Genomic DNA, 24,418 nt, shown 5'->3' on the forward strand with positions numbered 1-24,418 from the left:
TTCCAACGGATTTAAAACAATGAATAATACACAGATTACCCTTTCACCAGTGGATGGTTCGGTGGTTGCTGAACGTCCACTGTCTGATATTTCAGACATTAATCAAGCGTTGGCAAAGGCTGAGAAAGCTCAGCTTGAGTGGCAAAGTACTGCTCTGGAAGAGCGACAAAACATCTGCAGCAAAGCTGTGGATTACTTTGTCGCTCAGAAAGACGACATTGCCAGTGAAATTACCTGGCAGATGGGTAGACCAGTCAAATACTCTGCCGGAGAAGTAGCAGGGTTTGAAGAGCGTGCCCGCTACATGATTGAAGCTTCAAGTGAAGCACTGAAGCTCGTCACAATTCCTGAAAAAAAAGGCTTTACCCGTTATATCTGCAAGGAAGCTCTGGGTGTTGTGTTGGTCATAGCGCCCTGGAATTATCCTTACCTGACCGCAATCAACAGCATTATGCCAGCCCTGCTGGCCGGTAATGCCGTGCTTCTGAAGCATTCTGCTCAAACCCCGCTCTGTGCCGAGCGCATGGTCGAAGCCTTTCTTCAAGCGGGTCTGCCTGAAGGGCTTTTTCAGTATCTGCACATGTCCCATGAGAACACTGAGTACCTGATTCAATGTGACGCGATCAAGCATGTGGCGTTTACGGGCTCAGTTCCTGCGGGAGCCGTAGTAGAAAAGGCGGCTGCCGGACGATTCATCGGTATGGGTCTGGAGCTTGGTGGCAAAGATCCTGCCTATATCAGAGCGGATGCTGATCTGGATGCAGCGACAGACACGGTGATAGACGGTGCTTTCTTTAACTCCGGTCAATCCTGCTGTGGCATAGAAAGGCTCTACGTGCATGAAGATGTTTATGATGCATTCGTTGAAAAGGCTGTCGCTCTGGTGCAGCAGTACCGTCTCGGGCGACCTGATGATCCTGAAACCACTCTGGGTCCTCTGGTGAAAAGCAGTGCTGCGGACTTTGTCAGGGGGCAGGTGGACGAAGCTGTTTCACAGGGTGCAGTTGCTCATATCGATCCGGCTCTGTTTCCAAAGGATGAGCCTGGCACTCCCTATCTTGCTCCCCAGCTGCTGACTCAGGTAAATCACGCTATGCGGCTGATGACTGAAGAAAGTTTCGGTCCTGTTTTAGGGATTCAAAAAGTTTCTTCAGATGAAGAAGCGCTCAGCCTGATGAACGACAGTGAATTTGGACTGACTGCCGCCATTTTCTCACGGGATATTGAGCGGGCGGTTGAGTTGGGTCGTCAGGTTCAAACCGGCACTTTCTTTGTCAATCGCTGTGATTATCTTGACCCTGCTCTGGCCTGGACAGGTATTAAAAACTCTGGTCGGGGCTGCACCCTGTCGGTGCTGGGTTTTGATGCCCTGACCCGACCCAAATCTTTCCACATCAAGCACGGCTGAGGCAGTAAGGAGACGTACATTAATGAACATTGAGCAGTACACAGCTAACTGGAACTTCCCGACAGCTATCCGAACGGGCGCTGGCCGCATCAAAGATCTGCCTGCTGCCTGCATTGAACTGGGGATGAAAAACCCACTCATTATTACCGATCCGGGGTTATCACAGTTGCCCATGATTCAGGAAGCCCGGCTACAGGTCAGCTCTGCTCTGACCGGGTGTGGACTGTTTTCCGGAATCAAGGGTAATCCAACCGGTGAGAACGTCTCAGCCGGCGTCGCTGCCTGTAAGGAAGGCGACCATGATGGTGTGATCGCTTTTGGCGGGGGGTCTGCCCTGGATGCGGGTAAGGCTATTGCCCTGATGGTTGGCCAGAGTCGTTCAATCTGGGATTTTGAAGATGTGGGTGATAACTACCTGAGAGTCAATGTAGAGGGAATGTTGCCCGTTGTAGCTGTGCCCACCACCGCCGGAACGGGCTCGGAAGTGGGGCGTTCTTCCGTGATCACCCATCAGGATGAGCAGGTGAAAAAGATCATTTTTCACCCGGGTATGCTTCCTGGCATCGTGCTTCTTGATGCGGAACTGACCTGTGGTTTACCTGCCGGACTCACCGCAGCGACTGGTATAGATGCACTCTCCCATAATCTTGAAGCCTATTGTTCGCCTTTCCATCATCCTATGGCCCAGGGTATCGCACTGGAAGGCATTCGTCTGGTAAAAGACTATCTTCCCAGGGCAGTGGCGCAGGGCAGTGATCTTGAGGCCCGGCATCAGATGCTGGTGGCCTCCAGCATGGGGGCAACGGCTTTTCAAAAAGGTTTGGGTGCTATGCATGCTCTGGCGCATCCACTGGGGGCTTTATACGACGCTCATCATGGATTGTTGAATGCCATTCTGATGCCCTATGTTCTGAAGGCAAACAGAGCCGCCATCGGTCATAAAATGGCGGCCCTCAGTCGTTACCTTGACCTGCCTGCTCCGGGCTTTGACGCTTTCTTCAACTGGGTGATAGAGCTCAGAGAACAGTTGGAAATCCCCCATACACTGGCTGAAATAGGAATCGACGAAAGCCAGCTGAATAAAGTCGGGCGGATGGCCTTTGCCGATCCTTCGGCGGCCGGAAACCCAATCTCTTTTTCTGCGGCTGAATATCAGCAGATAGGCCAGAATGCGGTTCGAGGAAATCTATGATGAAAGTCGGTTTGCTGTTGTGTGATGATGTTTCGCCCGAGCTGCGCAAGGTTCACAACAATTATCCGGATATGTTTCTGGCTCTGTTGAGAAAGCAGGAACCTGATATACAGATGATCACCTACCGGGTAGTGGATGGTGAGATTCCTGAAACGACTCATGAGTGTGATTGCTGGATTATCTCGGGCAGTCGTCACAGTGCTTATGATCCTTTTCCATGGATAGCTTTATTGGCAGGCTTTATCAGAAGACTGTATGAAGATCGTTGCAAGTTGGCGGGTATCTGTTTTGGTCATCAGATCATGGCAAACAGTCTTGGCGGGCAAGTAGCTCTTGCTGACAAAGGCTGGGGTGTTGGTATGTCGTACAATCACGTCATCCGAAGGACCCGTTGGATGGAGCCTGCGGTTGAGGATTTCAAATTACTGGTCAGTCACAGGGATCAGGTCACTGGTTTGCCATCTTCGGCTGAAGTACTGGCCCGCAGTGATTTCTGTCCCAATTTTATGCTGCAATATGGCGATTCTTTTATCAGTGTTCAGGGACATCCGGAATTCAGCAAGTTTTACTCTGCGGACTTGATGAACTCTCGTCGGGAGGCGATTCCCGGGGACAGAGTGTTTAAGGGCATGGATTCGCTGAAAGACGATCCTGACAGTGATCTGATAGCTCAATGGATCATGCAGTTTTTCAATCAGTAGTCATGATCTAACCCGGAAATTTAATTGAGTTTCCGGGTTAATATTAAAATGACTTATTAATCAATTGGTTATATTAATATATGAAGTGCTGAAACAAACGGCTACGTTTTAGTAACAGTAGTCTTGTGCAGATTTGACGTATGATATCTGTGTGTTGCCAGAGACAGATCGAGCCCTCTGGCCGTTTTCAATATTTGATTCTCACTGCCCTGGGGAAATACAAGTCCATATGAAATGGATTGAGCTCTGGTCACTCATCTGAAAGACCGGGCCAACAGAACAACATTATGTTTTTAGATCAATATTGTACTGAGCTGGAAAATAACCAGTTCTCATTCACTCGTCAGCAGTCCAGTGATTTTGCCAAGAATATCGCCAATGACTTCAACCCGCTGCATGATGTCGACACCAAGAAGTTTTGTGTTCCGGGTGATCTTCTGTTTGCCAAAATTCTCTGCTCTGAAGGGCTATACCCTGATATGAAAGTGAGTTTCAGTGGCATGGTCAGTGATGGCGTTGCCCTGTCGATTGCCGATGCCGACAATGGTGACAAGATTATTTGTGACCAGAGTGAGAAGGAATACCTGCGGGTTGAGCATGATGGCAAGCAAACAAACAATGCTGACATGATTGCAAAGCTGGTAAAGGCTTATGTGGCGTTCTCAGGTGAAAACTTCCCACATGTTCTGGTGCCACTGATGAAAGAGAAGAATGTCATGATTAATGTGGCGCGGCCTCTGGTTATCTACGAAACCATGTCGGTGCATCTGGACACAATTGATCTGAAAGACCCCGTAATAGAGGCCTCAGCGTCTCATCTGGAAGTGAATGGCAAACGTGGTAATGTCACCCTGGGCTTTGTCTTCAAAGAAGGTGACAAAGTTGTGGGCGAAGGGAAGAAAACCATGGTTCTGGCCAACCTGCGGGAATATGATCAGCCTGCCGTCGACAGTATGGTCGAGGAGTATAATCGTCGCCGGATAGAATACGCAGCTTAATTATTCTTCTGCATTATGAGGCTGTCGGGAGCCTATCAGGCTCCCATCATTCTGTTATAATCCCGAATCCGCCATGGAAGACATCAGAGAGCCTGGTTTCCAGAGAGCTTCTCAAACATCAGGATTAAGAATCAGAGAGAAAGGATAGAGAGTCATGCCTGCATACCGTTCAAGAACCTCGACCCACGGTCGTAATATGGCTGGAGCCCGCTCGCTTTGGCGTGCCACGGGTATGAAGGATGATGACTTCAAAAAGCCTATTATTGCCGTAGCCAACTCTTTTACCCAGTTTGTTCCCGGCCATGTTCATTTAAAAGACATGGGACAGCTGGTGGCCAGAGAAATTGAAAAGCATGGTGGTGTAGCCAAAGAGTTTAATACCATCGCCGTCGATGATGGTATCGCGATGGGCCATGACGGCATGCTTTACTCCCTGCCCAGCCGGGACATCATTGCCGACTCCGTTGAGTACATGGTAAATGCCCATACTGCTGATGCCCTGGTCTGTATTTCCAACTGCGACAAGATTACTCCCGGAATGCTCAATGCCGCCATGAGACTGAATATTCCAGTGATATTTGTCTCCGGTGGTCCCATGGAGGCCGGTAAAACCAAATTGGCACAGCATGGACTGGACCTGGTCGATGCCATGGTCATTGCCGCCTCGGATGCCGACGATGAAACTGTTGCTGAGTATGAACGTTCAGCTTGCCCAACCTGTGGCTCCTGCTCCGGTATGTTTACCGCCAACTCCATGAACTGTTTGACGGAAGCTCTGGGTCTGTCCCTGCCGGGCAATGGTTCCATGCTGGCCACTCATGCCGATCGTGAGCAACTGTTCCTCGAAGCCGGTCGACGGATTGTCAATATTACCAAGCGCTATTACGAACAGAATGACGAGTCTGTTCTGCCTCGCTCTATTGCCAGCTATAAGGCCTTTGAAAATGCTATGAGTCTGGATATAGCCATGGGGGGGTCCACCAATACCATTCTGCATTTGCTGGCCGCTGCACAGGAAGCGGGTGTCGATTTCACCATGAAAGATATTGATGCCCTTTCTCGCAAGGTGCCTCAGCTGTGCAAGGTGGCACCTAACATCCAGAAATACCATATGGAAGATGTCCATCGTGCAGGTGGTGTGTTTGGCATCCTGGGTGAACTGGATCGGGCAGGGTTGTTGAACAATGAGATCCCGACGGTTCACAGTGAAACCATGGCCGCAGCTCTGGCTAAATGGGATATCAAACAGACCAGTGACGAATCGGTACTGACATTCTTCAAGGCAGGACCTGCCGGCATACGTACGACACAGGCATTCAGTCAGGAAACTCGCTGGCCAACGCTGGACGATGATCGTGAATCAGGTTGTATCCGGACACTGGAGCATGCATACAGCAATGAAGGTGGTCTCGCGGTTCTGACCGGTAATATTGCCCTGGATGGTTGCGTAGTAAAAACCTCTGGTGTCGATGAGAGTATTCTGGTTTTTGAAGGACCTGCACATATCTGTGAGAGTCAGGAAGATGCAGTCAGTGATATTCTCGAAGGTCGGGTAGAAGCCGGTGATGTTGTTATCGTCCGCTACGAAGGTCCCAAAGGTGGTCCGGGTATGCAGGAGATGTTGTATCCGACCAGCTACCTGAAATCCAAAGGTTTGGGTAAAGAGTGCGCGCTCCTGACCGATGGTCGTTTCTCTGGTGGTACTTCCGGACTTTCCATAGGTCATGCTTCTCCAGAAGCGGCAGCGGGGGGCAATATTGCTCTGGTAGAAAAAGGCGATATCGTTCGTATTGATATCCCTAATCGTACCATTGACGTACAGTTGTCTGATGAAGAGCTGGCCGAGCGTCGTACCCGGATGGAAGCGAAAGGCAAGGCAGCCTGGAAACCTCTGAAAGAGCGGCCTCGTAAGGTTTCTGCGTCATTAAAAGCCTATGCGGCTATGGTGACCAGTGCCGATAAAGGTGCTGTCAGAGATGTGTCGCTCCTGGATTGACAGTGACTCATGAACGACAAGCTCTATGTTATATAGAGCTTGTCGTGTACTTTATCTGTCGTAAACAAACAAAAAAATCCAGGACAATGAGTCTGAGCTTACATTGATGTGCCGACTTAGTCGAAAATAGCCACTATTTTGGCTATCGCTTCTTCAACTGCATCAGGATCAGCTTTCTCTATGAATTCTAGTTCTCTCGAAATGTAGTCCAATGACTTGATCTGTTCACAAAGGGCAACTCCTGAAACATCTCCGCCATCAATTTTGACCTCAAAGGGCCAGCCTCTTATCTTCCTGATTAGGCTCAAAACTGTTCTCGTCATAACCATCAAACATTTGCTCCAAGGTGTATTTCATCTTTGGCTTTGATTCCTTCAGGAGAATTTCACCCTTTAAAGAATTTACTTCCAACCAGGAACCTTCACCTAACCCTGAAATAGAAAGAGCCTTAGCAGGTATTCTAACGGCAAGGCTATTACCCCATTTTTTAATTTGAACGATCATCTGGCCACTGGCTCCGAATAAAAGTACATACACAGGTATAAACTATAGCGCCTGAGCAAGTTAATACAAGCGTTCTTAAATTTGGCCACTTTTAAAACTACGAGTGCTCGAAATCGTACAGGGAACTGAATTTTAGTTTCAGGTCTCCAGCCCATGCTCAAGCACTAATCCTTACTGACTTTCATTTTCATAGATGAGGTTGAGCTCGTTATCCGCCTTTTCTATTTAAAAGCGGAGTTAAAAGGGTGATCAGGTCAAGTCTGGCGGGTGCAGAAAATCTGTCGCTGCTGCAATAGATGGACTACGTTACTGTAGTGTTCAAACTAGGCAAGAAAGACGACAATGGGTAATTATATGGCTCGATTACCAACTGCTGCTTCCCTTGGCCTCATCATAATGGCTTGCCCCTGTTCAAAACTGCTGGCAGGAAGTCCTTTTTCAATGCCTGTGGTGGAGGAATTTGTCAGAGGAAAAACTACAAAAGGGTCTGGCTTCCTGGACGATTTAATTAACCATAATGCTTATACGGGGAAAATCCCTCCTTTTGTACCCAGCCCAAATAGCACCCATCTTATCTTTGCATTGAACTATGAAAATGAGCAAGGCGGAATAATAGCTGAGGGTTCAGAAGCATCGGACGGGGCTGGAGCGCAGCAGCCTCAGCCTTTAATGGATATTCCGCTCCCGCCAATGAATCATGCACAAATTACTGCCATTATCCTGGGATTGAATACGGGAATTGAAAACAACACCCTGAACACTATGTTGAGCTATATCCCGATAACCCCACCCGATGAGAGCCTGACAATTGCAAGCATGATTCAGCAAGTACAACAAGTTCTCCATATTTCGGCTGACAGTAACCAGAATGCAATGATAGGCGTTCTGACTAACATCATGGGTACCGAATCTCCTGTCGATATGACTAAGCCAGAAGATCAACAGAACCTGGCGATTTTGATGTTGAGCTACTACACAATCATCCATTCAAATGAAAGCCTCCCTCAGGTGGCTCATGCTTTATTTGACTCATTCCTGTTTCACGCCACTGGCTTGTCTGGTATTGAGAGACTCCATGCCGGAAAACGTGACCTTTTAGGTACATTAGCCTCAATAAACGATCACGATGTTTTAAAAGCAAATGTTAAAGAGTCTGCTTCCGTCTTCTCTGGGCTTAAGTTATTGGGAGAAATGCGTCTTAAGATTTTGCAACAATTGGGTGGTTCCCCAGAAGCTGAAAGTTCTGAGGCATCAGCAGACCCAATGTTATTAGCTGCTTACTCTCTGCTCAATTTTGAAGTTAATAAAAATTTAACACCGCTTTATCAGTACGGTGTAGAATCAGCTGAACAAATGTTAATGCTTATAGAAGAATATGGTGAGAAAGATCCTGAATCAGTTGCCTCGAATATGCAGTTCATGAGTTTCTTGTATGCCACAAGCCTGAATCTTGAATTTCTCTTTAAAAAAATCGTAAGCGCACATGTTGATAATATGCCGAGTTGTTTTAGCCAATCAGATACGGATGAAGACATGGTTGAACATTGTGTAACGATTTTCAGAAAATTAGAATTAAAGATAAGACTCAAAAGGGTATTAAACGCCTCAAATGAAAACCCTGGAAATGAAAACCCTGAATTGTTTCAAAAATTTCTTCTAGCCTTAGAAAAGTTCATAACAAATCAATTAGAAAAACCGTTTATTGGTAGAAGTGAATTCACGTGCACAATGTTAAGCCTTGGCACAATATTTGACAGAATGCAAATAAACTATGTTGTGGCAGTGTCAACTGCTGTGATGGCGATGTTTCCGCCAACTGTTAATACCAACGTCACTGAGCAGGTTCATGGAGCTATACAAAACAAGGCAGAAAAGAGAGATAAAGAAAAAGAGCTTAGCATCGAAGAGAAAGAGAAGGAGAGAAGAAAAGAAGAAGAGAGGATAAAATATCTGGAAAAACGGGAAAAATACCTGAAGGATTTCACTGAATGGTTCGATGCTAACTTTGATTCTTCTCTGGAAGAACTTTATGGTTCTGAGAATATCGAGGCTGTCAGAGCGAGAGTGGAAACGTTTTGTGGTTCTGAGAATATCGAGGCCGTCATAGAGAGAGTGGATGCGCTTTATGATTCCGGGGGTATCGATGCCGTCAGAGAGAGTTTTGGCTTTTGACGGAGTTTATTTTTAATCTTCTTCCTGTTCTTTCAGCCCGGTTGCTATTAGCAGGCTTTCCGGGAAATTTTTAAAAAGAAGATCAGAGATTGCTCAGGAAGAGTATCAGAATCAGGCCCGGGCAAATCGTCCTGATATACCAGGGCCAGATCTTCCAGAACAGGCTCTTCCGGATTTCAGGAAAGCCCTGACTCAATTCCTTCAGCAGGCGGTTCTGACGCATGATCCAGCTGCCATAAATGGCAATCATGAAGCACAAAACAGGTTGCAGATACTGAGTAGCGACTTTAACGGCCAGACCCAGCAGCGTCTCAATGTGATAAATGATTAAAACCGACAGGCAGGCTGAGATCACCGTAATGCACCAACTGGCGTAATGGCGACGAAAACTGAGCTTTTCAACCATATAGGCTACGGTTGGTTCTATCAGAGAAATCGATGAAGTCAGCGCGGCAATCGTTAGCAGAATGAAGAAAGCCAGCGCAACCAGCTGCCCGAGTATTCCCAGCTGATTAAATAAGGTTGGCAGTACGTTAAAAACCAGCGTGTCAGCACTGTGGAGCTGTCCGTTAGCGGTGTAAATCTCGATACCCTGCTGCATGGCAGCGAACATACAGGGAATGATCAGCATACCAGCCAGGAACGCCACTGAGCTGTCGACCAGCGCAACCTGGAAAGCGGTGAGTGGAAGGTTGGCTTTTTTACTCAGATAAGAACCGTAAACCATCATGCAGCCCACACCCAGAGACATAGAGAAGAAAGACTGCCCCAGGGCTGAAATCAAAAGCTGTTGGTTCAGTAGTTTGGAAAAGTCCGGAATCAGATAGACTTTCAAACCTTCTATACCACCGGGTCGGCTTAAAGCGAAAGCAATGAGCACAGACAAAATAATAAACAGGGCGGGCATCAGCCTGTTACACCAGCGCTCTATGCCCTCTTTAACCCCACCGATGACGATCAACGTGGTCAGAACCATGAAAAGCAGGGTGACCAGAGCCGTTGAGTAGACATTAAAATCGGTCAGCCAGCTGGCCGCCGCGTGAAGGCCGCCCAATTCGAAGATCGGGGCCAGAGAGAAACCAGTAAACCAGCCACCGATAATGCTGTAAAAACTGTAAATCAGAGTCAGGGTCACCAATCCCATAATGCTGGTGATCAAGCCCAGTTTTTTGACCCAGTTCCTGTTATCCAGACCGGTCATGGCAGTCACTGAGTTGGATTGACTGTATCGGCCGATAGTGAGTTCGGCCACCAGTGTGGGATAGGCAAGAAGGAATGAGAAACAGAGGTAAACCAGAACAAAGGCTGCGCCGCCATTTTGTGCCGTCTGGGTTGGAAAGCTCCAGATGTTTCCCACACCTACTGCGCAGCCGGCAGCGGCAATAATAAAGCTCAGTCTGCTACTGAACTGACCTCGTGTAGCCTGGATTTCTGGCAAGGTGGATTTACTCTGATCAGTCATTCCATTCAGGGACTGTTTGTCCGCCGACTTATTTTTAATACAGCCTGTTGATAACAGCTTCCTCGTTGTCTGATGCGCGGGCCTGATCTTTATGGGCCGACAACTGCGCCGCTGTAACAGCAAATCCCAAAGACTATAGCAGTGATTTTGAGGTTTGCTTTTCGTTTTTACCTACTTGTTGGGGCGAATGAACAGCAACGGTTTGCCTTTCTCCAGTACATAGGGGTAAGCGATGGTTTTGTTGTCGTCTCCGATACCCACCTCTTTGGGCGCCATGTAGAAATAGACCCACCCTGGCAGACGGGCACTCAGCTTCTGATAAAAGACATTCTCGCTGATGCTTTCCAAACCTTCACCCTGGGTGATGGACAGCCTGGGGAAAGCGTTATCATCATGGGCTGAGAAAAACCAGGCTGGCTCTCCCGCCATACTGAAATAGGAGAATGAAGGCGCATGGTCGACAGCAGTTGGAACCGGGATATACAGACTCAGAACACAGTTCATTCGGGCAAAAGAGCAGGTAGCACCGGTCTGTTCCAGGTACCACTGCTTGAAAGCCAGACCATTATGCTCGAAAGGTGTTTTGATCGGCTTGTACTTGTAATTCATGTCGTTGAGGATGGTCAGGGCGGAACGGGTCAGCATCAGCTCCATCGTTTCCCTGGCTCCGATCTCATCCTCGGCCATGGCGATGGGCATCCAGGCAAATAACCTGTGGTGATCATAATGGCTGGCACCCGGTACCGTCCATCCCCAGTAAAAGCGTTCAAAGGCGCCATAAGGTTTGACATTAACTCCCACCACACCGCTGGCAGCACCATAGGCCGGGTGAGAAATATTGCCCAGTTTGTAGTCCTCCAGCTTGCCTTCCTTGTTGTAAGCTCCGGCAGGTAACTGCTGGTCATACACCTGTTCAAGCATGCCGCCTGCATTAGTCAGGTTCTTGGCTTTGGACCATTTCTCGTTATAGGCCCCTTTATGGTTTGACATGTTGAAGGCACAGCCTGCTACCAGCAATGCAGCAGCTGCTCCCAGCAGGTTTCGAAAAATCATATCCATACACTCCTGTGCGCGGTTTCGGATCTCTCGAACCATCGGCCCTGCCATAGAAGCCTTTATAGAAGTTGTTCGCTTGTTGCAAATGCGTCTAGCAAGTGGGTTTATTTAGTGCAATAGGAAATTATAAGCGACTAATTAAAGGCAGAATGAGTCAACCGACTGAGATTGAATACTATTTTTAGCCAGAGGTCTGACGGTCACAGCTGTCTGTTTAATGTCATTAAAAACGTACCGATTGGTATAAAATTCAGGCTTGAAGAGGAGCAGGCATACCGGCCAGGAAAAGGCTCAGGGTCAATAATTCATCCCAGCAGTTGATTTTTTCAAGCCCTTTGACACCTTTGTCAATATGGCCAGTATGAATCAGCATCTGGCGAAAGGCACGCTCACTGTGACGACCCATGCATTTTTCCAGCAGGTTTTTACGCTTCTTGAGAATAAAGGATGACATGCCGTGAGTTTTGGCTGCCTGATCATAAGCCAGATTGGGCGGTGTGCCCCGGGATTTTAATCGGCTGAGGTGGCTGAGCAGTCGCACGTCACGGGCCAGAGCCCAGAGCACAATGGGTGGCTCAATGCCTTCGCTTTTCAAACCGCCGAGTATTCTGACCACAGACTTCGGGTCACCATTCAGAGCCGCATCAGCCAGTTGGAAAACGTCATAGCGGGCACTGTCAGAAACCGCTTCCCTGACGGTTTCCACTTCAATCTTTTTGCCATCCGCCAGGAGCTTCAGCTTTTCAATTTCCTGTGACGCGGCCAGCAGATTTCCTTCAATGCGTTCGCAAAGTAGCGAAAGAGCATCCTGACTGGCTTCAAACCCCTGACTTTTCAGACGTCGGGCAATCCAGCCCGGCAACTTGTCATGTTCAACAGGCCAGATCGGGATAAACAGTCCTTCCTGTTCCAGGGCCTTGAACCATTTTGCCTTTTGGCTGGCATTATCAAGCCGGTCGGTAATGATCAGTAGCAGGTTATCCGGAGAAAGATGTTTCAGATATTCCTGAAAAGCTTTTCGGCCTGCATCACCGGGCTTGCCATTGGGCATCCTGACTTCAAGAATTTGTTTTTCAGCGAACAGTGAGAGACTGTTTGCTGCTTCCAGAAAATCCCCCCAGTCAAAGTTATTGTCGACATGGTAAACGTGTCGCTCGGTAAACCCCTGCTTTCTTGCCGCTTGCCGGATTTGGTCACAGCACTCCGAGACCTGCAGGGGCTCATCGCCACTGACTATGTAGACAGCACAGAGTTGTCGCTTGAGTTGGGCGCCGAGTTGGTCGGGTCTGATGTTCATTGTTCCGCTTCACGCGCCTCTCGCTCGGCTTCGAGGGCTTTGCGGGCTCGTACTTCTTCCTGGCGAAGCACTTCACCGGAAATAGCAGCCACTCTGCGAACAGTGGTCAGCAACAGCTCCTGACGAAGCTGATCAAAGATGATGGCTTCCTCGCTCAGGGCCGCGTTGGTCTGGTTCTTGTCCTGGAACATGTAGCGCTCGTTGAAGAGCACAATGGGGTCAAAGAGTTTCAGGCCATCATTAGTGCTGAGCTGGTAGGTGGCTTTCAGGGTCAGCAGGCGTTCGTACTGACCGACACTGGCTTGAATCTCATCGCCTGTCGAACGCTCCAGACTCAACACTTGCAGGTGATAGTGGGCATTATCTGTGATCTCAATACCATTGAGCGTCAGGGCTTTTTTTAACTCCCTGACAAACGGCAGATCACTTCCTGAGACAGACAGCTGGGCAATTTCACTGGCAATATCGACCTTGCCTCGCAGCTGAAAGCCGCAGGCTGTCAGCAAACCGGTGATCAGTAGCAGGGGGAGAATGGCCCCTGTATGAAAGCGTCTTGTCATAATCTCTCCATTCCGGGCTCAGGACTCTTTATTGAGCTCATGGCTGTTTTAGCTCAAGGCTGATGAACTGCGACCAGAGATTGTGCCAGCAGTCGGACAGTATCTCAGGGGACGGCATGCTAGCATGACGTCCCTTAAAGGTTAACATCGGAATGCCTGCCTGTGTATCGTTGCCTTGAAGAGTTTAACCGTCTGGAACAACCGTTTTCCGGGTTGTCATGACAAAAGCCGTGTTCTCGTAATAGTACGCAGCTTCATTGATAAAGATGGGGTATCCGGGTTCACCCTGATAGGGAGTCACTGTGCCATCCATATTCTGAAACATCGGCATGCCTGGCTTCAGCTCCTCAAAATCCCTGTCCTGCAGAGCACTGTGAACCATGGCAGATATTTGTCCGTCGTCGTCTCTGGGATAAAAAAAACGATCCCTGACGTTATAAACTTCGGTGCTTGCGGGCAGGATATTGTCCCGTTCGTTTTCTGGCATTTGGGTGAAGTCGACCAGATGTTGGATCACTGATTCAGTGTCTGAAAACTGATCGTGTCGCAAAACGCCGTTGGGAATAGGGCCGACTTCAATGGTCACTGCGTAGTCGGAAAGGCTATTCAGCGTTCGGCTGAATTGGTTATCACGGTCACTCAGAATGATTTTTACTTCCGGCATCTGTTGTTGCACATAGGATGCTGCTTTGAGGTTGAAAGCGGCCTGATCTTTGATAATCAGCGTCATTCCCATGTTGCTGGTGGTACTGTGCAGATCGATGATAAAACGGTCATTATTGGCTTTGGGGCCGAGCAGTTGATTGATTTTCCGGGCTCGGCGGTGTTCATAGACCGAATCATCATCGCCGTTGAGAATGTCATCCGTAAAGGAACGATTCAGATCGGCATCCATAAATCGTCTGACTGCTTTATAGGCTTCAACATTGGCCAGCAGATAATCTACTGGAATGACGCTCTGTTTGAAACTACCGTCCTGTTCCAACTTCCTGATCAGGTTAGGCCCAATCAACTCGTTGCCATGGGTTCCGCCCACGATAGTGATTCTTTTAATCATAATCAGACCTCTGTTGCACTGGCTAAAAGACTAAACCCGGTTTCAGATTTGTATAACTTTCTGAGAACTTAAAAGCCCAAAGACCTCTCATGTTCTCAAGGGCTGGCGGTCCAGCTGCGGCAGAGTTCAATTAATTCCCTGGTTCCCTGACTGATGTACTTTTGTCGGTGCATGATGAAATAGAATTGTCGGCTCAAATCTCTGTCAGGGATTAACAAAGGGATCAGACTGCCCCTTTTGAAAGCATCCTGAAGTGTAATTCTCGACAGGCAGCCAATCCCGAGACCGGCCTCGACAGCCCGCTTGATGGCTTCAGTGTGTTGCAACTCAATAACCACATTCAGGTTGGGCAGAATGCCGTGCATAGCTCGATCAAACGCCTGACGGGTACCCGAACCGGCTTCGCGGAGAATCCAGCCAGCACTCAAAAGATCCTGGTCTGTCAGTTGGGTTTTGTGTTCGAGGTCATGGCCCGGTGCGCAGAAGGCAACCAGTTCATCATCACACCAGGGAATGACATTCAGGTCATGGTGGTGTAACTCTCCTTCGATCAGTCCGATATCCAGATCAAAGTTAAGAACCTTCTCGGTAATATTGGCGGTATTGGCCACCTGCAGATCAATATGGGTACCCGGTTTGTCTCTCATCATTCGGGCTACGATGTTAACGGCCAGATAATTGCCTATGGTCAAAGTAGCGCCGACCCGGATCTGTCCTGTCAGAGCTTTGCTGAAGAGTTTCTGCTCAAGCTGCCGGGCCTTTTCCAGAAGGGCTTCGGCGTCCGGTCGAATCTGCTGGCCGAGGTCATTCAGCTGAATTCTTTTGCCAATGCGATCAAAGAGCTGAGTATTGAACTTTTGTTCCAGTTCTTTCAGTGCACTGCTGGCGGCAGACTGGGACATGACCAGAGCTTCGGCGGCGCGGCTAAGGTTCTGCTGGCGGGCAACCTCCAGAAAAACCTCCAGTTGTCGGAGAGTCAGTTTCATGAGCTAATCGATTTAATCGAATAATCTTATAAGAATTATCTGTTTTGCCAATATCCTACCCCTGACTGGTCTATTCCGGAAGAAAAAATAGTATGAATAATTGAACTTTTGGCCAACTTTTCTCTCAAACGTTCGATTGTGATGGATTTTTTACGCTCCGGGTAAGAAACAATCACTCAGATAGCTCAGGTGCCAGCACTTGGAGCGACTAGTTGTCGACCAAAGAATGTCTGCTATCAGTTGATATGATGGTTCGATATTGATCTAAAAACACAATAAGGGACTGACTAATGGATATAAGTTCACACACCTTCTCAATGGCAAATTTGAAACAATTGATTCTGGAATCGAGAAGTTTCTGTGACGAAAGTACAAGAAAAATCAACAATTTGACTGAAGGTAATATTTCTCAAGAATGTGGCATTTGCTTTAAGGGTGTTTTTGGCTCTCACAACGTCGTTGTTGCACACGTAACATACAATTTTTTTAAGTCCACCAACCCCAAACTCCATCTTTTTCATGGTTCCTGCCACAGGGAATTTGAAGAAAACCAGCAGAGTCTTGATTCCCGGAAAATATGCCCTATCTGTCAGGATCACCGTCTTCCGGAATTAGAATTTTCATCGGTGGCCCATGCTGTAGTATCTGGCCAGATAGACCACGCCCTGGAACTTATGGAGCATGAAGGCCCGGGCTCGAAACACTCATGGCAGGAAGCGAAGATGTCAGCCCTCCACATTGCAGCGATAAAGGGCGATCAAAATATAGCCAGATTACTGGCCGAGGATCCTGACATCGACGAAAATATTGACCCTGACGAAGGTATTGATGTCGCCGAAGAACTTGACATTGGCGAAGATATTGACGTTCAGGACTCAAAGGGCAAAACAGCACTACACTACGCAGTCAGCAATCATAATCTGGAGACGGTGAGAACATTACTGGACTTCAATGCTGGTGTGAACATCCGCGACGAGTGTGGCCGAACACCTCTGCATCTGGCTGCCGAAAAGCCTGAATGTCCTGATTTGTTTGCCCTTTTGATGGAGCATGGAGTCCGTTTCGATATTCCAGATAACGACGGTCACAGGGCAATTCACATAGCTGTTGATGCCGGCCATGAGTTGGCACTTGAAACTCTGATTAAAAACGGAGCCGATGTAAATGCAACTGCTCGCGATGGACGTACCGCCCTTCACTACGCAATGGTATTTGGTTTACCTCAAGATTACCCTAAAACGAAAAACCATTTAGGCCTGGTCAGGATGCTGATCAATGCGGGGGCAAAAGTTGAGCTTAGTACCGGACAAGGGTACACAGCTTTTGACGGAGTCAATTATGTAAGAAATTCATCTGACAGGGTGGAAATTATTAAAGTGTTACTCTCGTCTGCTATCAATGGTTTTGCTGATATTAATGCACCGGCAGGTCATTCAGGTTACGACCCGGGTCGCAGCCTTCTTGAATATGCACTCATTGCCAAGGACAAGGAAGCATTGCAACAACTCATTGACAGAGGAGCTCAAGTCACAGACAGCAACCGGGACAAAGTTGACTCGATTTTGAATGATCATAAGGATAAGTAACTCTTGATTAAAACCGCAACGAGCGCAACACTCGCTGTTATGGATAAGCTTCAAGCTACCTTGTCAAACACTTAAGAAAGACATTTCTGGCACCGTTGATATCACGATCAACGATGAAGCCCTCACCCTTAATAATTTTGGAAGAACCTAATTTTTCGTCAATGGTCCCGTTCCATGATTGAGTCTTGGATGTATAGGCTTCGTTGCAATCAACTACATGCTTTCCATACTTTTTTGCGTACCACTCAAGCCGCTTTTTGAATTGGTAGTGATTGAGGTCAAGCATCTGGCGGCAGGTGTTACGGCGAATGGTGCGAACCTTCTTATCTTTGCGTGTGACCATACCTCTTGTCTCAAAGGTTGGCAAAAATACAACGTCGTAGTTCGACACCAGCTCGAACGCCAGCCGGTTATGCAGATCAAGAACAATGTCATCCTTTTTGCATTTCAGCCGGTCAATTTCCCTGTTGAAATGAATAATCCGATCTCTTGCCCACTGGGGCATGTCGGGGAACTTAACGCCCTTCCGCGTGTTCACCGGGGTCAACTCCAACGCATCTAACCTTCCCTTGGATTTCGGGATTTAGCTCAATATGTTGTTGAACCTGAATGAACCAGCGACCTTTGTCGTAGGTTACGACACAAGACTTGCCAATCGCTTCTGCTGGCACGTCTTCTGTCAGGTGAATCTTGCCAAGAGCCTGTACGCAGGGATTTAATCCCTTTGGCAAACGGTCAATAGAGAATGAGTGCCTGCTACCTTTGCGGCTTTTGAAACTGATTTCTGCAAAGCCCTCTTTAGCTCCCTTGAGCTTCTTGTTGTGCTTGCAGACCGCTTTGAATGTGGTCGCTGCCGCCAGTGTTCCATTATCAGAAACAATCGAGTTATAAGCCCTGCCACTTTCTTTTTGCTCTTGCTTCACTTGAGCTTTAATGGCGGGTCGCATGTTGATGAATTTTCCGCTGGCATCTTTATAGTCATCATTGCGGAAACGCTCAACAGCAAGGTTGTACGACCTCCGATAGAGCATCAGGGCATCGTGATAGGCTTGCTTATTCTCTGGGTAAAACCTGGTCTTTTTTGATGCTACTCTCTTTGCGTCCTTTGCGTCTTTTAGCAGATCGCTTCCCGTAGTGGCTATTGCAGAATGAGGTAATGAAACCGATAAGCTCTTGGGTGTCGAATGGCTCACAGGCGTTATCCGGGTCATCCAAAACCTCGATGTGTCCTCCCGATAATTCAACAAGCCACTTGATAAGTTCAAACCCTGATCGGGCAAGGCGATCTTTTGTGGCAACCACAATATAGGTTGGATTTCCGCACACCGCTGATTCCAGAATGGTTTGCAGTCCTTTTCGCTTAAAGTTGAAAGCACTGGCAATGTCGCTGATAAATTCTGCATCAGGGTGCTCTTTGAGTAAGATACGCTTTTGCGTGTCAATGCTGGATTTTTGCTTTCCAGAACTCACTCTTGTATAGCATATCTTCCTCTGCTGGTTAATGAATATGCGGAAGTGACCACCACTGGTTTGCTTCACTTTTTCGTAGTGACCGCTTTCGATCTTGCGCCTCATAGTTTGGCTGGTTACGCCTTCAATCTTGGCTAGCTTTGTAGTTGAACCCCACAAGATAAATTCACCTTTTGACGATTTATCTTGTGTCTGGCGTAATTGATTTTGCGATTGTTGCAATTTTATTTGACTGTTCATGATGCAGCAAAGTGTCAGGCAGAACCATCGATCATCAGGAGTGATAACAACCTTGAGTAATCTTATCGGGATCATTCAGCTGAAGTCTTTTGCCAATGCGATCAAAGCGCTGAGTATTGAATTTTTGTTACAGTTCTTTCAGTGCACTGCTGGCGGGCAACCTCCGGGAAAATCTCCAGTTGTTGGAGAGTCAGTTTCATGGGGTAATCGATTTAATCGAATAATCTTATAAGAATTATCTGTTTCACAAATATCCTACCCCTGACTAAGATATCCCGGAAGAAAAAATAGTACGAATAAATGAACTTTCGGCTAATGACGCTTTCAAAAAAAATCAGATATCTGTCCAAAAGAGCGGTAGATATTAAATTGTTACTCCCGTCCGCTATCAATGGCTTCGGTGATGTTAATGCACCGGTAGATTCTCGGGGTGGGAGCTTTCTTAAATACGCTCTCAAAGCTCGGGACATCGAATCGCTGCGAAAACTCATTGACAGGGATGCTCGAGTCACAGGAAAAGATCGCGAGGGAGCTGACCGCCTTTTGAATTATTACAAAGATAAGTAACTTTTCAGGGTACAGCAAAGTGTCAGAAAGAAAAATCGACCATCAGGAGTGACACCTACTATGAGTAATCTTATCCGGGAGACAGTGACCAGTGTTCATCACTGGAATGATACCCTGTTCAGTTTCACCACTACACGCAACCAGGGATTGAGGTTCAAGAACGGCCATTTCACCATGATCGGTCTGGAAATCGATAACAAACCTCTGCTGAGAGCCTATAGCATTGCCAGCGCCAACTATGAAGAAGAGATGGAGTTTTTTTCCATCAAGGTACAGGATGGCCCCCTGACCCAACACCTGCAGAAGCTGGAAGTGGGAGATGACATTCTGGTGGGCACCAAGCCTGTGGGGACTCTGGTAGCCGATCATCTGCTGCCCGGAAAGAATCTCTACCTACTCAGCACAGGAACGGGTCTGGCTCCTTTTATGAGCATTATCAAGGATTTTGAAATTTATGAGCAGTTCGACAATGTAATTCTGACTCACGGCGTTCGCTATGTTTCTGAATTGGCTTATCAGGACCGGATTGAAAATGAACTGCCAGAAAATGAATACTTTGGTGAGATGGTTAAAAAACAGTTGAAGTATTACCCAACGGTTACCCGGGAACCTTTCCGCAACCAGGGGCGCCTGACGGACTTGATGGAAAGTGGCAAGCTGTTTGCCGACCTGAATCTTCCTGAGCCCGATCTGGAAAATGATCGCTTCATGCTGTGCGGCAGCCCTGCCATGTTGAAAGATCTGTGTCGTATTCTGGATGAGCGTGGCTTTAAGGAAGCCCGTGGTGGAAATCCGGGGCACTATGTTATTGAAAGGGCTTTTGTTGAGAAGTAATTCCTTTCTGAAAAGGCGGCTGTTGTGAAAGTCTTTTGCTTGACCAATAGAGCGTTAAGCTGGGTCAGTTTTACAGGCTACTTTTGCGATAGCCTGTTCTCGATCTGCTATCAGTTATTATGTATTAATGGAGGGAACACCGATTTTGGGGTAGGGGAATTACACTGGTTCGAATATATTTTGAGGTATGATAAATATCAGGATTTGAGACTCTTTCTCTATCTTCAATGAATTCTCCTTCGTCATTAAGAAACATATCTGTTTCATATAAATCATGCCATATATCACTCCCACGTGGACATCCATCATATAATGATTGAAGCTTGGTTGCTTCATCTGTAGTAAGACCTTGAGCTATTGCCACCATTATTGGAAGTAAATGATTGAATCTCGCTAAATGAGCCAATTCAAGAGTGTTGTTGTTTGCCCAGGTTACACGCTTACGCAATAACTCATCGGTATAAAAAGGTACTAAATCCAAAGCCAGTTCTTCATTGTTAGTTTTAATGGCCAGTACCAGAGGTGTATTGTTTCCAAATTGCCTTTCTAATGTCTTTTGATTTGGTGTGATTAATAACTCATGGTTTGTTTTCGTTAGATGATTGAATAGGGCTTTTGATAACTTTATATCTCTGGCTGCAATGGCTGCGGTAAATGGTGTGTTTTGAAAGGGTGACGAGTCAAACTCCATTAGGGCAGATTCAATCTCATCTCTCTCCAGAAGTAATGCAATGAACTCTTCCCGTTCTTTTGACTCTAAAAGGTGTTTTGCTTCGATTTTTGGAGTATTGGTAATATCAACAATAAGCTTAAATAATATATTTGGAGTGAAGCCAGTCCCTTTATATGCAAAAGGATCTCCACCACTTTTCAGTAGCTTTACTGCCCTGGCCCAGTTAACTTTCACTACTGAAAGTACTTCTATAAATTTCTGTGTGACTAAATTTCTTCCTCTTTCCAGTCTTAAAGTCTTTGACCTTTGGGCTTTATCAGGAATAGGTATATATTTGAATTTCAGAGGATAAGGGGATGCTCTTTTCATTGATCGAAAAGATCGCATTCTTAACTTTACAGTATTTCCTTTATGAATAGGGTTTTTCTTGTCAAAATACCAACTTCTGTACAATGGATCATCTGGATGAGGTGGAGTCATATTGTCTACTTTATATCGTAAAAAATTATCAATATGTTTGATTTCTTAAGTCTTATAAAGTTCCAAAAATATCTTTTTAGTTAGTAATTCTAACGTTAAGTACTCAGCCATACGGAATCGAATATTTCTGGCTTATTGGGCAGGTGCTCTGCAAGGCGCAACGACGGGAACATAGCAAGCTATGTGACCAGAGTTGCAACGCAGTTAGAGTGCCTGAACAATAAGTCAGAAAATATGATTTCGTATGGTTGAGTACTTAATTGCTGAGTAAAAATATAACAGTCATTGACTTGTTTGCTTGCTTCAGAGGCCGCTGAAAAATGCTGATGTGATATTAACAAGTGGCTCAAAATGCTTATTTACTCTCTGTAATTAGCGGTTTTTCGACACTTTTTTCCCTGTCTCAACCCGTTTCCTCTGAGACTCTGGAGCGAAGGGGTGAGAGATATAGCCAGCTATAGAGGTACGGCGATTGAAGCTGATAAGCCTTTGTTTTTATGCACTGAAGTACTTAATTGATTCATCGATTAGCTCAATATTCTTAATTCACATTGACTGGCTCCGACAGGCACAATTACTCGCACCTGCCTCACCTTCATCCTCATCATCATCGACCAGATAATCCAAGGCATTGGGGTTTATTGCAACCCACTCCGGCAAATGGTCAAGCAACTCCTGTAACAGTTTCAGCTCCTGCCCTGCACCAAACTCGCTTCGTCTGAAACCACCTTCCCGCAGAGCACTGAGTGCCATTAACATTGCCCCAATCGTATCCTGGTCTATGGTAAATTTTGCTACCTGCTGCAGCAATGAATTCTGGGATCTGTCACCGGTAAAAAGAAAATACAGGACGGCCGCTGCAGAACTGGGGGCCCAGGTTCCTCGAAGCTTTGTGTCACCAGTCTTTTTTCGGGATCTCTCTGCACCAGAGCTGGAAGGCAGAAGGAGATTTAACTCAGCCATAACCTCCCCATGATCAAGCTTGCGAGCATGCGTGTTTTGCAGGATTTGTTGCTCAATAATCCTCAGGCATTTCAAAACTTCCGGGTCAGTTACCTGTCTATAAATGCGTTGTAAGGTGATTTCGGCCAGATCTCTGTTCGCAGTTCTTGAATCACGATTTTCAATCATGACCCTCGCAGCAAGGGCGATAGCGACAGCAGCCTGCATGGCCTGCTCATGGTTATGACTGACCTGAACCGTTTGTCGAACGCGGCTGACAAAATCCTCGTCACTGATATAGGGATCATGATCAAGGATAGCCACAATCGTAGCAATTCCCATACAGCCGCCATTACCAGAGGAGCCTTCTGCTTTCCCTGATCTTGTACGAAAACTCTGACCGGAAAGGTCGAGAACCTGATCCCTGGTTGTCAGAGTGCCATTTCTGAATCCCTGAAAGAAAGTTTTTAACAACCGAGAGTGAAAAGTACCGTATTCGCTTAACACGACATCCATCGAATCTTCCATATTTAAATGAAAACGCTGCTCTTTGGGAAATGCAAAAAAACACTGGCATTTAGCCAGCCTGACAGCATCAAATTGTGCGCCTTTTCCCTTTTTTTGATGTTGTTTTTTGGCATGATCAGCGCCTCGGTAATAATCCAAAAAGAACTTGTAAATTGCAGCCGCTTTGTGAGTGTCATCCGTAAATAGCTCACGCCTCCCTGCTCCATAGCCGTAACGAACGGTCCCCTTGCAATCCCCCAGGGCAGTGCCAAGCAATGCCAGCTCTGCATTGGTCGGCGTAGCAGAAAATGCAGGCATTATGAGCAGGAAAAAGACTGCAAAGCACATGCACTGAGCAATGAAAAATTGAAGATTAACTGATTTATACCAACATTCTGGATCAGCTCGTCCCAGGTTAGTCATTAGATACATTCCTTATATTAATTCTGGTAAGGGAATAATAGCGGTTGTTTTAAGTCTTGCCACCCCGAAGCCAGTAGGCAATGTAAAAACATAGAGGACAGCAACGGCTGGTCAACAAAGGCTTTATAAGCCCTTTTCTTCAGGGTGGGTAGCTGAGGTGCGGATGTTTTTAAACAGACTCGTCGATTAGCGCGATTGTATCTTGTAGTTCTTTGGATAAATTTAATTCTTCACACCGTCTAAAAAAGGGTTCGTATCCACTCATTATTGTTCGTATTTTAATAAGTATTGTTCTCACTTCATTTTCTATATCACTTGTAGTCATTGCATCAAATTCGGAAAAAGCATAGTCGAGACTAAAACCGTGAGCTATTTCAGTAACTTGAATTGCCATATCAATTTGCATTTCCATACTCATTTCAGCTGGAGCTGTTCTTTGTGAAATTCGAAAAAATAATTCTTTTGGTGTTATGGGATTGGGCTGGCGACGACTTAATAATATAGAATGAAAAAATCTTAGGTGTGCCATGAGTTTAATCAAACCTGAAGCTTTGCTAATGTTCTGACAAAAATCCAGCTGTGTCATTCCTGATCTCCGGGAGTTTACAAGCATCTTGTCATGTAACTTCAATATTGAAGCTTCTGAAAAAGATATATTGCCAAGTACGATAAATAACAATACATACAGTTTTTTCCTGGCAATCATTGGGTTAATAACTCGTCTGTTGGATAACACTACGGCATAATACTCATGCTTCCATGCGGAGGAAAAAATATCAGTCTTTTATACAAATTATATTTGCAAGACCTGGTGAAGATACATTAAACGCACAAGCGGGTGTCCCCGAGCTGCTTTTCAGACAAGCAGCACCGACGCTGGCAGTCTGGCCGTATGATAGAGCGAGTCCGTCCGTATCAGCTGGTATCAGACTTAGAATCCATTGGCAGGCGAGCAGCCCGCAACTGGAGTACCGTCTGTCAGCAAATAGATTTATGCCGCAGGATTACTGCTTTATTTTTTCTTTAACATCATCGTATACGCCTTCGAGTCCGGCTCTTTTACCGAATTCAAAGTCAAACCAGGCTTTATCGGCAAAGCGGGGATAGTCCGCTTTCACATAGGCATAATCCGGTCCAACGAGCATTTCAAAATTCCGTGCGAGGCCGACGATCGCAACCAGAGTCAGTAAAATAATTGCCAGCAGCTTGAACATACTTCTTACCCCAACGAATCTGTTTCTTCGATATTAGCAGAATGATTCTTTCAGGCTCGGTGTACTGTTGAGAATTCTCTTAACAAAATTCAG

24 protein-coding genes are annotated in these 24,418 nt (G+C 46.6%); 9 read left to right on the forward strand and 15 right to left on the reverse strand.

The features are described 5' to 3' along the window. Positions 1 to 19: 19 nt before the first annotated feature. The 5 genes from ACOJUO_RS14460 (at position 20) to ilvD (ending at position 6,295) form a co-directional block, all read left to right on the forward strand. Complete coding sequence (locus ACOJUO_RS14460) at positions 20 to 1,408, forward strand: aldehyde dehydrogenase family protein (RefSeq protein WP_422137328.1); 1,389 nt, start codon at positions 20 to 22, stop codon at positions 1,406 to 1,408. A gap of 22 nt (positions 1,409 to 1,430) precedes the next feature. Beyond that, entirely contained in the window at positions 1,431 to 2,600 is a 1,170-nt protein-coding gene (locus ACOJUO_RS14465; protein ID WP_422137329.1) for an iron-containing alcohol dehydrogenase, read from the forward strand. After that, on the forward strand, positions 2,597 to 3,301 hold the full coding sequence (locus ACOJUO_RS14470) for a glutamine amidotransferase-related protein (protein ID WP_422137330.1): 705 nt from the start codon (positions 2,597 to 2,599) through the stop codon (positions 3,299 to 3,301). The genes ACOJUO_RS14465 and ACOJUO_RS14470 overlap by 4 nt, the downstream gene beginning before the upstream one ends. 287 nt (positions 3,302 to 3,588) lie before the next feature. Continuing rightward, positions 3,589 to 4,299, forward strand: a complete 711-nt coding sequence (locus ACOJUO_RS14475; protein WP_422132714.1) for a DUF3581 family protein — start codon at positions 3,589 to 3,591, stop codon at positions 4,297 to 4,299. 154 nt (positions 4,300 to 4,453) lie between these two features. Then, positions 4,454 to 6,295, forward strand: a complete 1,842-nt coding sequence (gene ilvD / locus ACOJUO_RS14480) for a dihydroxy-acid dehydratase (RefSeq protein WP_422137331.1) — start codon at positions 4,454 to 4,456, stop codon at positions 6,293 to 6,295. 116 nt (positions 6,296 to 6,411) lie between these two features. Here ilvD and ACOJUO_RS14485 read toward each other — a convergent pair whose 3' ends face one another. Then, positions 6,412 to 6,624: a type II toxin-antitoxin system PemK/MazF family toxin gene (locus tag ACOJUO_RS14485; protein WP_422137332.1), complete on the reverse strand. Its 213-nt coding sequence runs from the start codon at positions 6,622 to 6,624 to the stop codon at positions 6,412 to 6,414. After that, positions 6,566 to 6,799: an AbrB/MazE/SpoVT family DNA-binding domain-containing protein gene (locus ACOJUO_RS14490; protein WP_422137333.1), complete on the reverse strand. Its 234-nt coding sequence runs from the start codon at positions 6,797 to 6,799 to the stop codon at positions 6,566 to 6,568. Before ACOJUO_RS14490 ends, ACOJUO_RS14485 begins: the two co-directional genes overlap by 59 nt. A gap of 354 nt (positions 6,800 to 7,153) precedes the next feature. Here ACOJUO_RS14490 and ACOJUO_RS14495 point away from each other — a divergent pair, with 354 nt between their 5' ends. Further along, positions 7,154 to 8,971 (forward strand): hypothetical protein, encoded by a 1,818-nt coding sequence (locus ACOJUO_RS14495; protein WP_422137334.1) that lies wholly within the window; start codon positions 7,154 to 7,156, stop codon positions 8,969 to 8,971. Positions 8,972 to 9,053: 82 nt separating this feature from the next. On the opposite strand, the gene ACOJUO_RS14500 is transcribed toward ACOJUO_RS14495, so the two are convergent. The 6 genes from ACOJUO_RS14500 to ACOJUO_RS14525 form a co-directional block, all read right to left on the reverse strand. After that, the gene (locus ACOJUO_RS14500; protein WP_422137335.1) at positions 9,054 to 10,433 is read right to left on the reverse strand and encodes a sodium-dependent transporter; all 1,380 of its coding nucleotides are present in this window, start codon (positions 10,431 to 10,433) and stop codon (positions 9,054 to 9,056) included. A 171-nt stretch (positions 10,434 to 10,604) separates the two neighbouring features. Next, positions 10,605 to 11,486 carry a hypothetical protein gene (locus ACOJUO_RS14505; protein WP_422132720.1) on the reverse strand — a complete coding sequence of 294 codons (882 nt, stop codon included), beginning with the start codon at positions 11,484 to 11,486 and terminating at the stop codon, positions 10,605 to 10,607. A 253-nt stretch (positions 11,487 to 11,739) separates the two neighbouring features. Further along, the gene (gene holA / locus ACOJUO_RS14510; RefSeq protein WP_422132721.1) at positions 11,740 to 12,786 is read right to left on the reverse strand and encodes a DNA polymerase III subunit delta; all 1,047 of its coding nucleotides are present in this window, start codon (positions 12,784 to 12,786) and stop codon (positions 11,740 to 11,742) included. After that, complete coding sequence (locus tag ACOJUO_RS14515) at positions 12,783 to 13,346, reverse strand: hypothetical protein (RefSeq protein ID WP_422132722.1); 564 nt, start codon at positions 13,344 to 13,346, stop codon at positions 12,783 to 12,785. The genes holA and ACOJUO_RS14515 overlap by 4 nt, the downstream gene beginning before the upstream one ends. A gap of 184 nt (positions 13,347 to 13,530) precedes the next feature. Beyond that, positions 13,531 to 14,403: an aspartoacylase gene (locus tag ACOJUO_RS14520; protein WP_422132723.1), complete on the reverse strand. Its 873-nt coding sequence runs from the start codon at positions 14,401 to 14,403 to the stop codon at positions 13,531 to 13,533. 95 nt (positions 14,404 to 14,498) lie between these two features. Further along, entirely contained in the window at positions 14,499 to 15,389 is an 891-nt protein-coding gene (locus ACOJUO_RS14525; RefSeq protein ID WP_422137336.1) for a LysR family transcriptional regulator, read from the reverse strand. A 290-nt stretch (positions 15,390 to 15,679) separates the two neighbouring features. Between ACOJUO_RS14525 and ACOJUO_RS14530 the strand changes: the two genes are divergently transcribed. Further along, on the forward strand, positions 15,680 to 16,975 hold the full coding sequence (locus ACOJUO_RS14530) for an ankyrin repeat domain-containing protein (RefSeq protein WP_422137337.1): 1,296 nt from the start codon (positions 15,680 to 15,682) through the stop codon (positions 16,973 to 16,975). Between the two features lie 55 nt (positions 16,976 to 17,030). Here the strand turns inward: ACOJUO_RS14530 and ACOJUO_RS14535 are convergent, their stop codons facing one another. The 3 genes from ACOJUO_RS14535 to ACOJUO_RS14545 are packed head-to-tail and all read right to left on the reverse strand — an operon-like array spanning position 17,031 to position 18,685. Next, positions 17,031 to 17,513 (reverse strand): zinc ribbon domain-containing protein, encoded by a 483-nt coding sequence (locus ACOJUO_RS14535; RefSeq protein ID WP_422137338.1) that lies wholly within the window; start codon positions 17,511 to 17,513, stop codon positions 17,031 to 17,033. Next, positions 17,491 to 18,006: a hypothetical protein gene (locus ACOJUO_RS14540; protein ID WP_422137339.1), complete on the reverse strand. Its 516-nt coding sequence runs from the start codon at positions 18,004 to 18,006 to the stop codon at positions 17,491 to 17,493. The genes ACOJUO_RS14535 and ACOJUO_RS14540 overlap by 23 nt, the downstream gene beginning before the upstream one ends. Before the next feature lie 22 nt (positions 18,007 to 18,028). Then, the gene (locus tag ACOJUO_RS14545) at positions 18,029 to 18,685 is read right to left on the reverse strand and encodes an IS607 family transposase (RefSeq protein ID WP_422137340.1); all 657 of its coding nucleotides are present in this window, start codon (positions 18,683 to 18,685) and stop codon (positions 18,029 to 18,031) included. Between the two features lie 315 nt (positions 18,686 to 19,000). Between ACOJUO_RS14545 and ACOJUO_RS14550 the strand changes: the two genes are divergently transcribed. Together ACOJUO_RS14550 and ACOJUO_RS14555 are read left to right on the forward strand one after the other, a co-directional pair. Further along, positions 19,001 to 19,252: a hypothetical protein gene (locus tag ACOJUO_RS14550; protein ID WP_422132728.1), complete on the forward strand. Its 252-nt coding sequence runs from the start codon at positions 19,001 to 19,003 to the stop codon at positions 19,250 to 19,252. A 60-nt stretch (positions 19,253 to 19,312) separates the two neighbouring features. Next, the gene (locus ACOJUO_RS14555) at positions 19,313 to 20,086 is read left to right on the forward strand and encodes a ferredoxin--NADP reductase (protein ID WP_317142846.1); all 774 of its coding nucleotides are present in this window, start codon (positions 19,313 to 19,315) and stop codon (positions 20,084 to 20,086) included. A gap of 124 nt (positions 20,087 to 20,210) precedes the next feature. On the opposite strand, the gene ACOJUO_RS14560 is transcribed toward ACOJUO_RS14555, so the two are convergent. From ACOJUO_RS14560 to ACOJUO_RS14575, 4 genes are all read right to left on the reverse strand, one after another. Continuing rightward, positions 20,211 to 21,239 carry a hypothetical protein gene (locus ACOJUO_RS14560; RefSeq protein ID WP_422132729.1) on the reverse strand — a complete coding sequence of 343 codons (1,029 nt, stop codon included), beginning with the start codon at positions 21,237 to 21,239 and terminating at the stop codon, positions 20,211 to 20,213. 546 nt (positions 21,240 to 21,785) lie between these two features. After that, positions 21,786 to 23,111: an ADP-ribosylglycohydrolase family protein gene (locus ACOJUO_RS14565; RefSeq protein WP_422137341.1), complete on the reverse strand. Its 1,326-nt coding sequence runs from the start codon at positions 23,109 to 23,111 to the stop codon at positions 21,786 to 21,788. A 169-nt stretch (positions 23,112 to 23,280) separates the two neighbouring features. Then, positions 23,281 to 23,697, reverse strand: coding sequence for a hypothetical protein (locus tag ACOJUO_RS14570; protein WP_422137342.1), 417 nt, complete (start codon positions 23,695 to 23,697; stop codon positions 23,281 to 23,283). 418 nt (positions 23,698 to 24,115) lie between these two features. Next, positions 24,116 to 24,325, reverse strand: a complete 210-nt coding sequence (locus ACOJUO_RS14575; RefSeq protein WP_422132732.1) for a hypothetical protein — start codon at positions 24,323 to 24,325, stop codon at positions 24,116 to 24,118. Positions 24,326 to 24,418: the final 93 nt, after the last annotated feature.

The organism is Endozoicomonas sp. ALC020, assembly GCF_049275935.1.
Classification (GTDB): domain Bacteria; phylum Pseudomonadota; class Gammaproteobacteria; order Pseudomonadales; family Endozoicomonadaceae; genus Endozoicomonas_A.

Bases quoted from the DNA above. Each gene is read 5' to 3' on its own strand.
- ACOJUO_RS14460 (WP_422137328.1), top strand. From the start codon at position 20: ATGAATAATACACAGATTACCCTTTCACCAGTGGATGGTTCGGTGGTT.
- ACOJUO_RS14465 (WP_422137329.1), top strand. From the start codon at position 1,431: ATGAACATTGAGCAGTACACAGCTAACTGGAACTTCCCGACAGCTATC.
- ACOJUO_RS14470 (WP_422137330.1), top strand. From the start codon at position 2,597: ATGATGAAAGTCGGTTTGCTGTTGTGTGATGATGTTTCGCCCGAGCTG.
- ACOJUO_RS14475 (WP_422132714.1), top strand. From the start codon at position 3,589: ATGTTTTTAGATCAATATTGTACTGAGCTGGAAAATAACCAGTTCTCA.
- ilvD (WP_422137331.1), top strand. From the start codon at position 4,454: ATGCCTGCATACCGTTCAAGAACCTCGACCCACGGTCGTAATATGGCT.
- ACOJUO_RS14485 (WP_422137332.1), bottom strand. From the start codon at position 6,624: ATGGTTATGACGAGAACAGTTTTGAGCCTAATCAGGAAGATAAGAGGC.
- ACOJUO_RS14490 (WP_422137333.1), bottom strand. From the start codon at position 6,799: ATGATCGTTCAAATTAAAAAATGGGGTAATAGCCTTGCCGTTAGAATA.
- ACOJUO_RS14495 (WP_422137334.1), top strand. From the start codon at position 7,154: ATGGCTCGATTACCAACTGCTGCTTCCCTTGGCCTCATCATAATGGCT.
- ACOJUO_RS14500 (WP_422137335.1), bottom strand. From the start codon at position 10,433: ATGACTGATCAGAGTAAATCCACCTTGCCAGAAATCCAGGCTACACGA.
- ACOJUO_RS14505 (WP_422132720.1), bottom strand. From the start codon at position 11,486: ATGATTTTTCGAAACCTGCTGGGAGCAGCTGCTGCATTGCTGGTAGCA.
- holA (WP_422132721.1), bottom strand. From the start codon at position 12,786: ATGAACATCAGACCCGACCAACTCGGCGCCCAACTCAAGCGACAACTC.
- ACOJUO_RS14515 (WP_422132722.1), bottom strand. From the start codon at position 13,346: ATGACAAGACGCTTTCATACAGGGGCCATTCTCCCCCTGCTACTGATC.
- ACOJUO_RS14520 (WP_422132723.1), bottom strand. From the start codon at position 14,403: ATGATTAAAAGAATCACTATCGTGGGCGGAACCCATGGCAACGAGTTG.
- ACOJUO_RS14525 (WP_422137336.1), bottom strand. From the start codon at position 15,389: ATGAAACTGACTCTCCGACAACTGGAGGTTTTTCTGGAGGTTGCCCGC.
- ACOJUO_RS14530 (WP_422137337.1), top strand. From the start codon at position 15,680: ATGGATATAAGTTCACACACCTTCTCAATGGCAAATTTGAAACAATTG.
- ACOJUO_RS14540 (WP_422137339.1), bottom strand. From the start codon at position 18,006: ATGCTCTATCGGAGGTCGTACAACCTTGCTGTTGAGCGTTTCCGCAAT.
- ACOJUO_RS14545 (WP_422137340.1), bottom strand. From the start codon at position 18,685: ATGAACAGTCAAATAAAATTGCAACAATCGCAAAATCAATTACGCCAG.
- ACOJUO_RS14550 (WP_422132728.1), top strand. From the start codon at position 19,001: ATGACGCTTTCAAAAAAAATCAGATATCTGTCCAAAAGAGCGGTAGAT.
- ACOJUO_RS14555 (WP_317142846.1), top strand. From the start codon at position 19,313: ATGAGTAATCTTATCCGGGAGACAGTGACCAGTGTTCATCACTGGAAT.
- ACOJUO_RS14560 (WP_422132729.1), bottom strand. From the start codon at position 21,239: ATGACTCCACCTCATCCAGATGATCCATTGTACAGAAGTTGGTATTTT.
- ACOJUO_RS14565 (WP_422137341.1), bottom strand. From the start codon at position 23,111: ATGACTAACCTGGGACGAGCTGATCCAGAATGTTGGTATAAATCAGTT.
- ACOJUO_RS14570 (WP_422137342.1), bottom strand. From the start codon at position 23,697: ATGACACAGCTGGATTTTTGTCAGAACATTAGCAAAGCTTCAGGTTTG.
- ACOJUO_RS14575 (WP_422132732.1), bottom strand. From the start codon at position 24,325: ATGTTCAAGCTGCTGGCAATTATTTTACTGACTCTGGTTGCGATCGTC.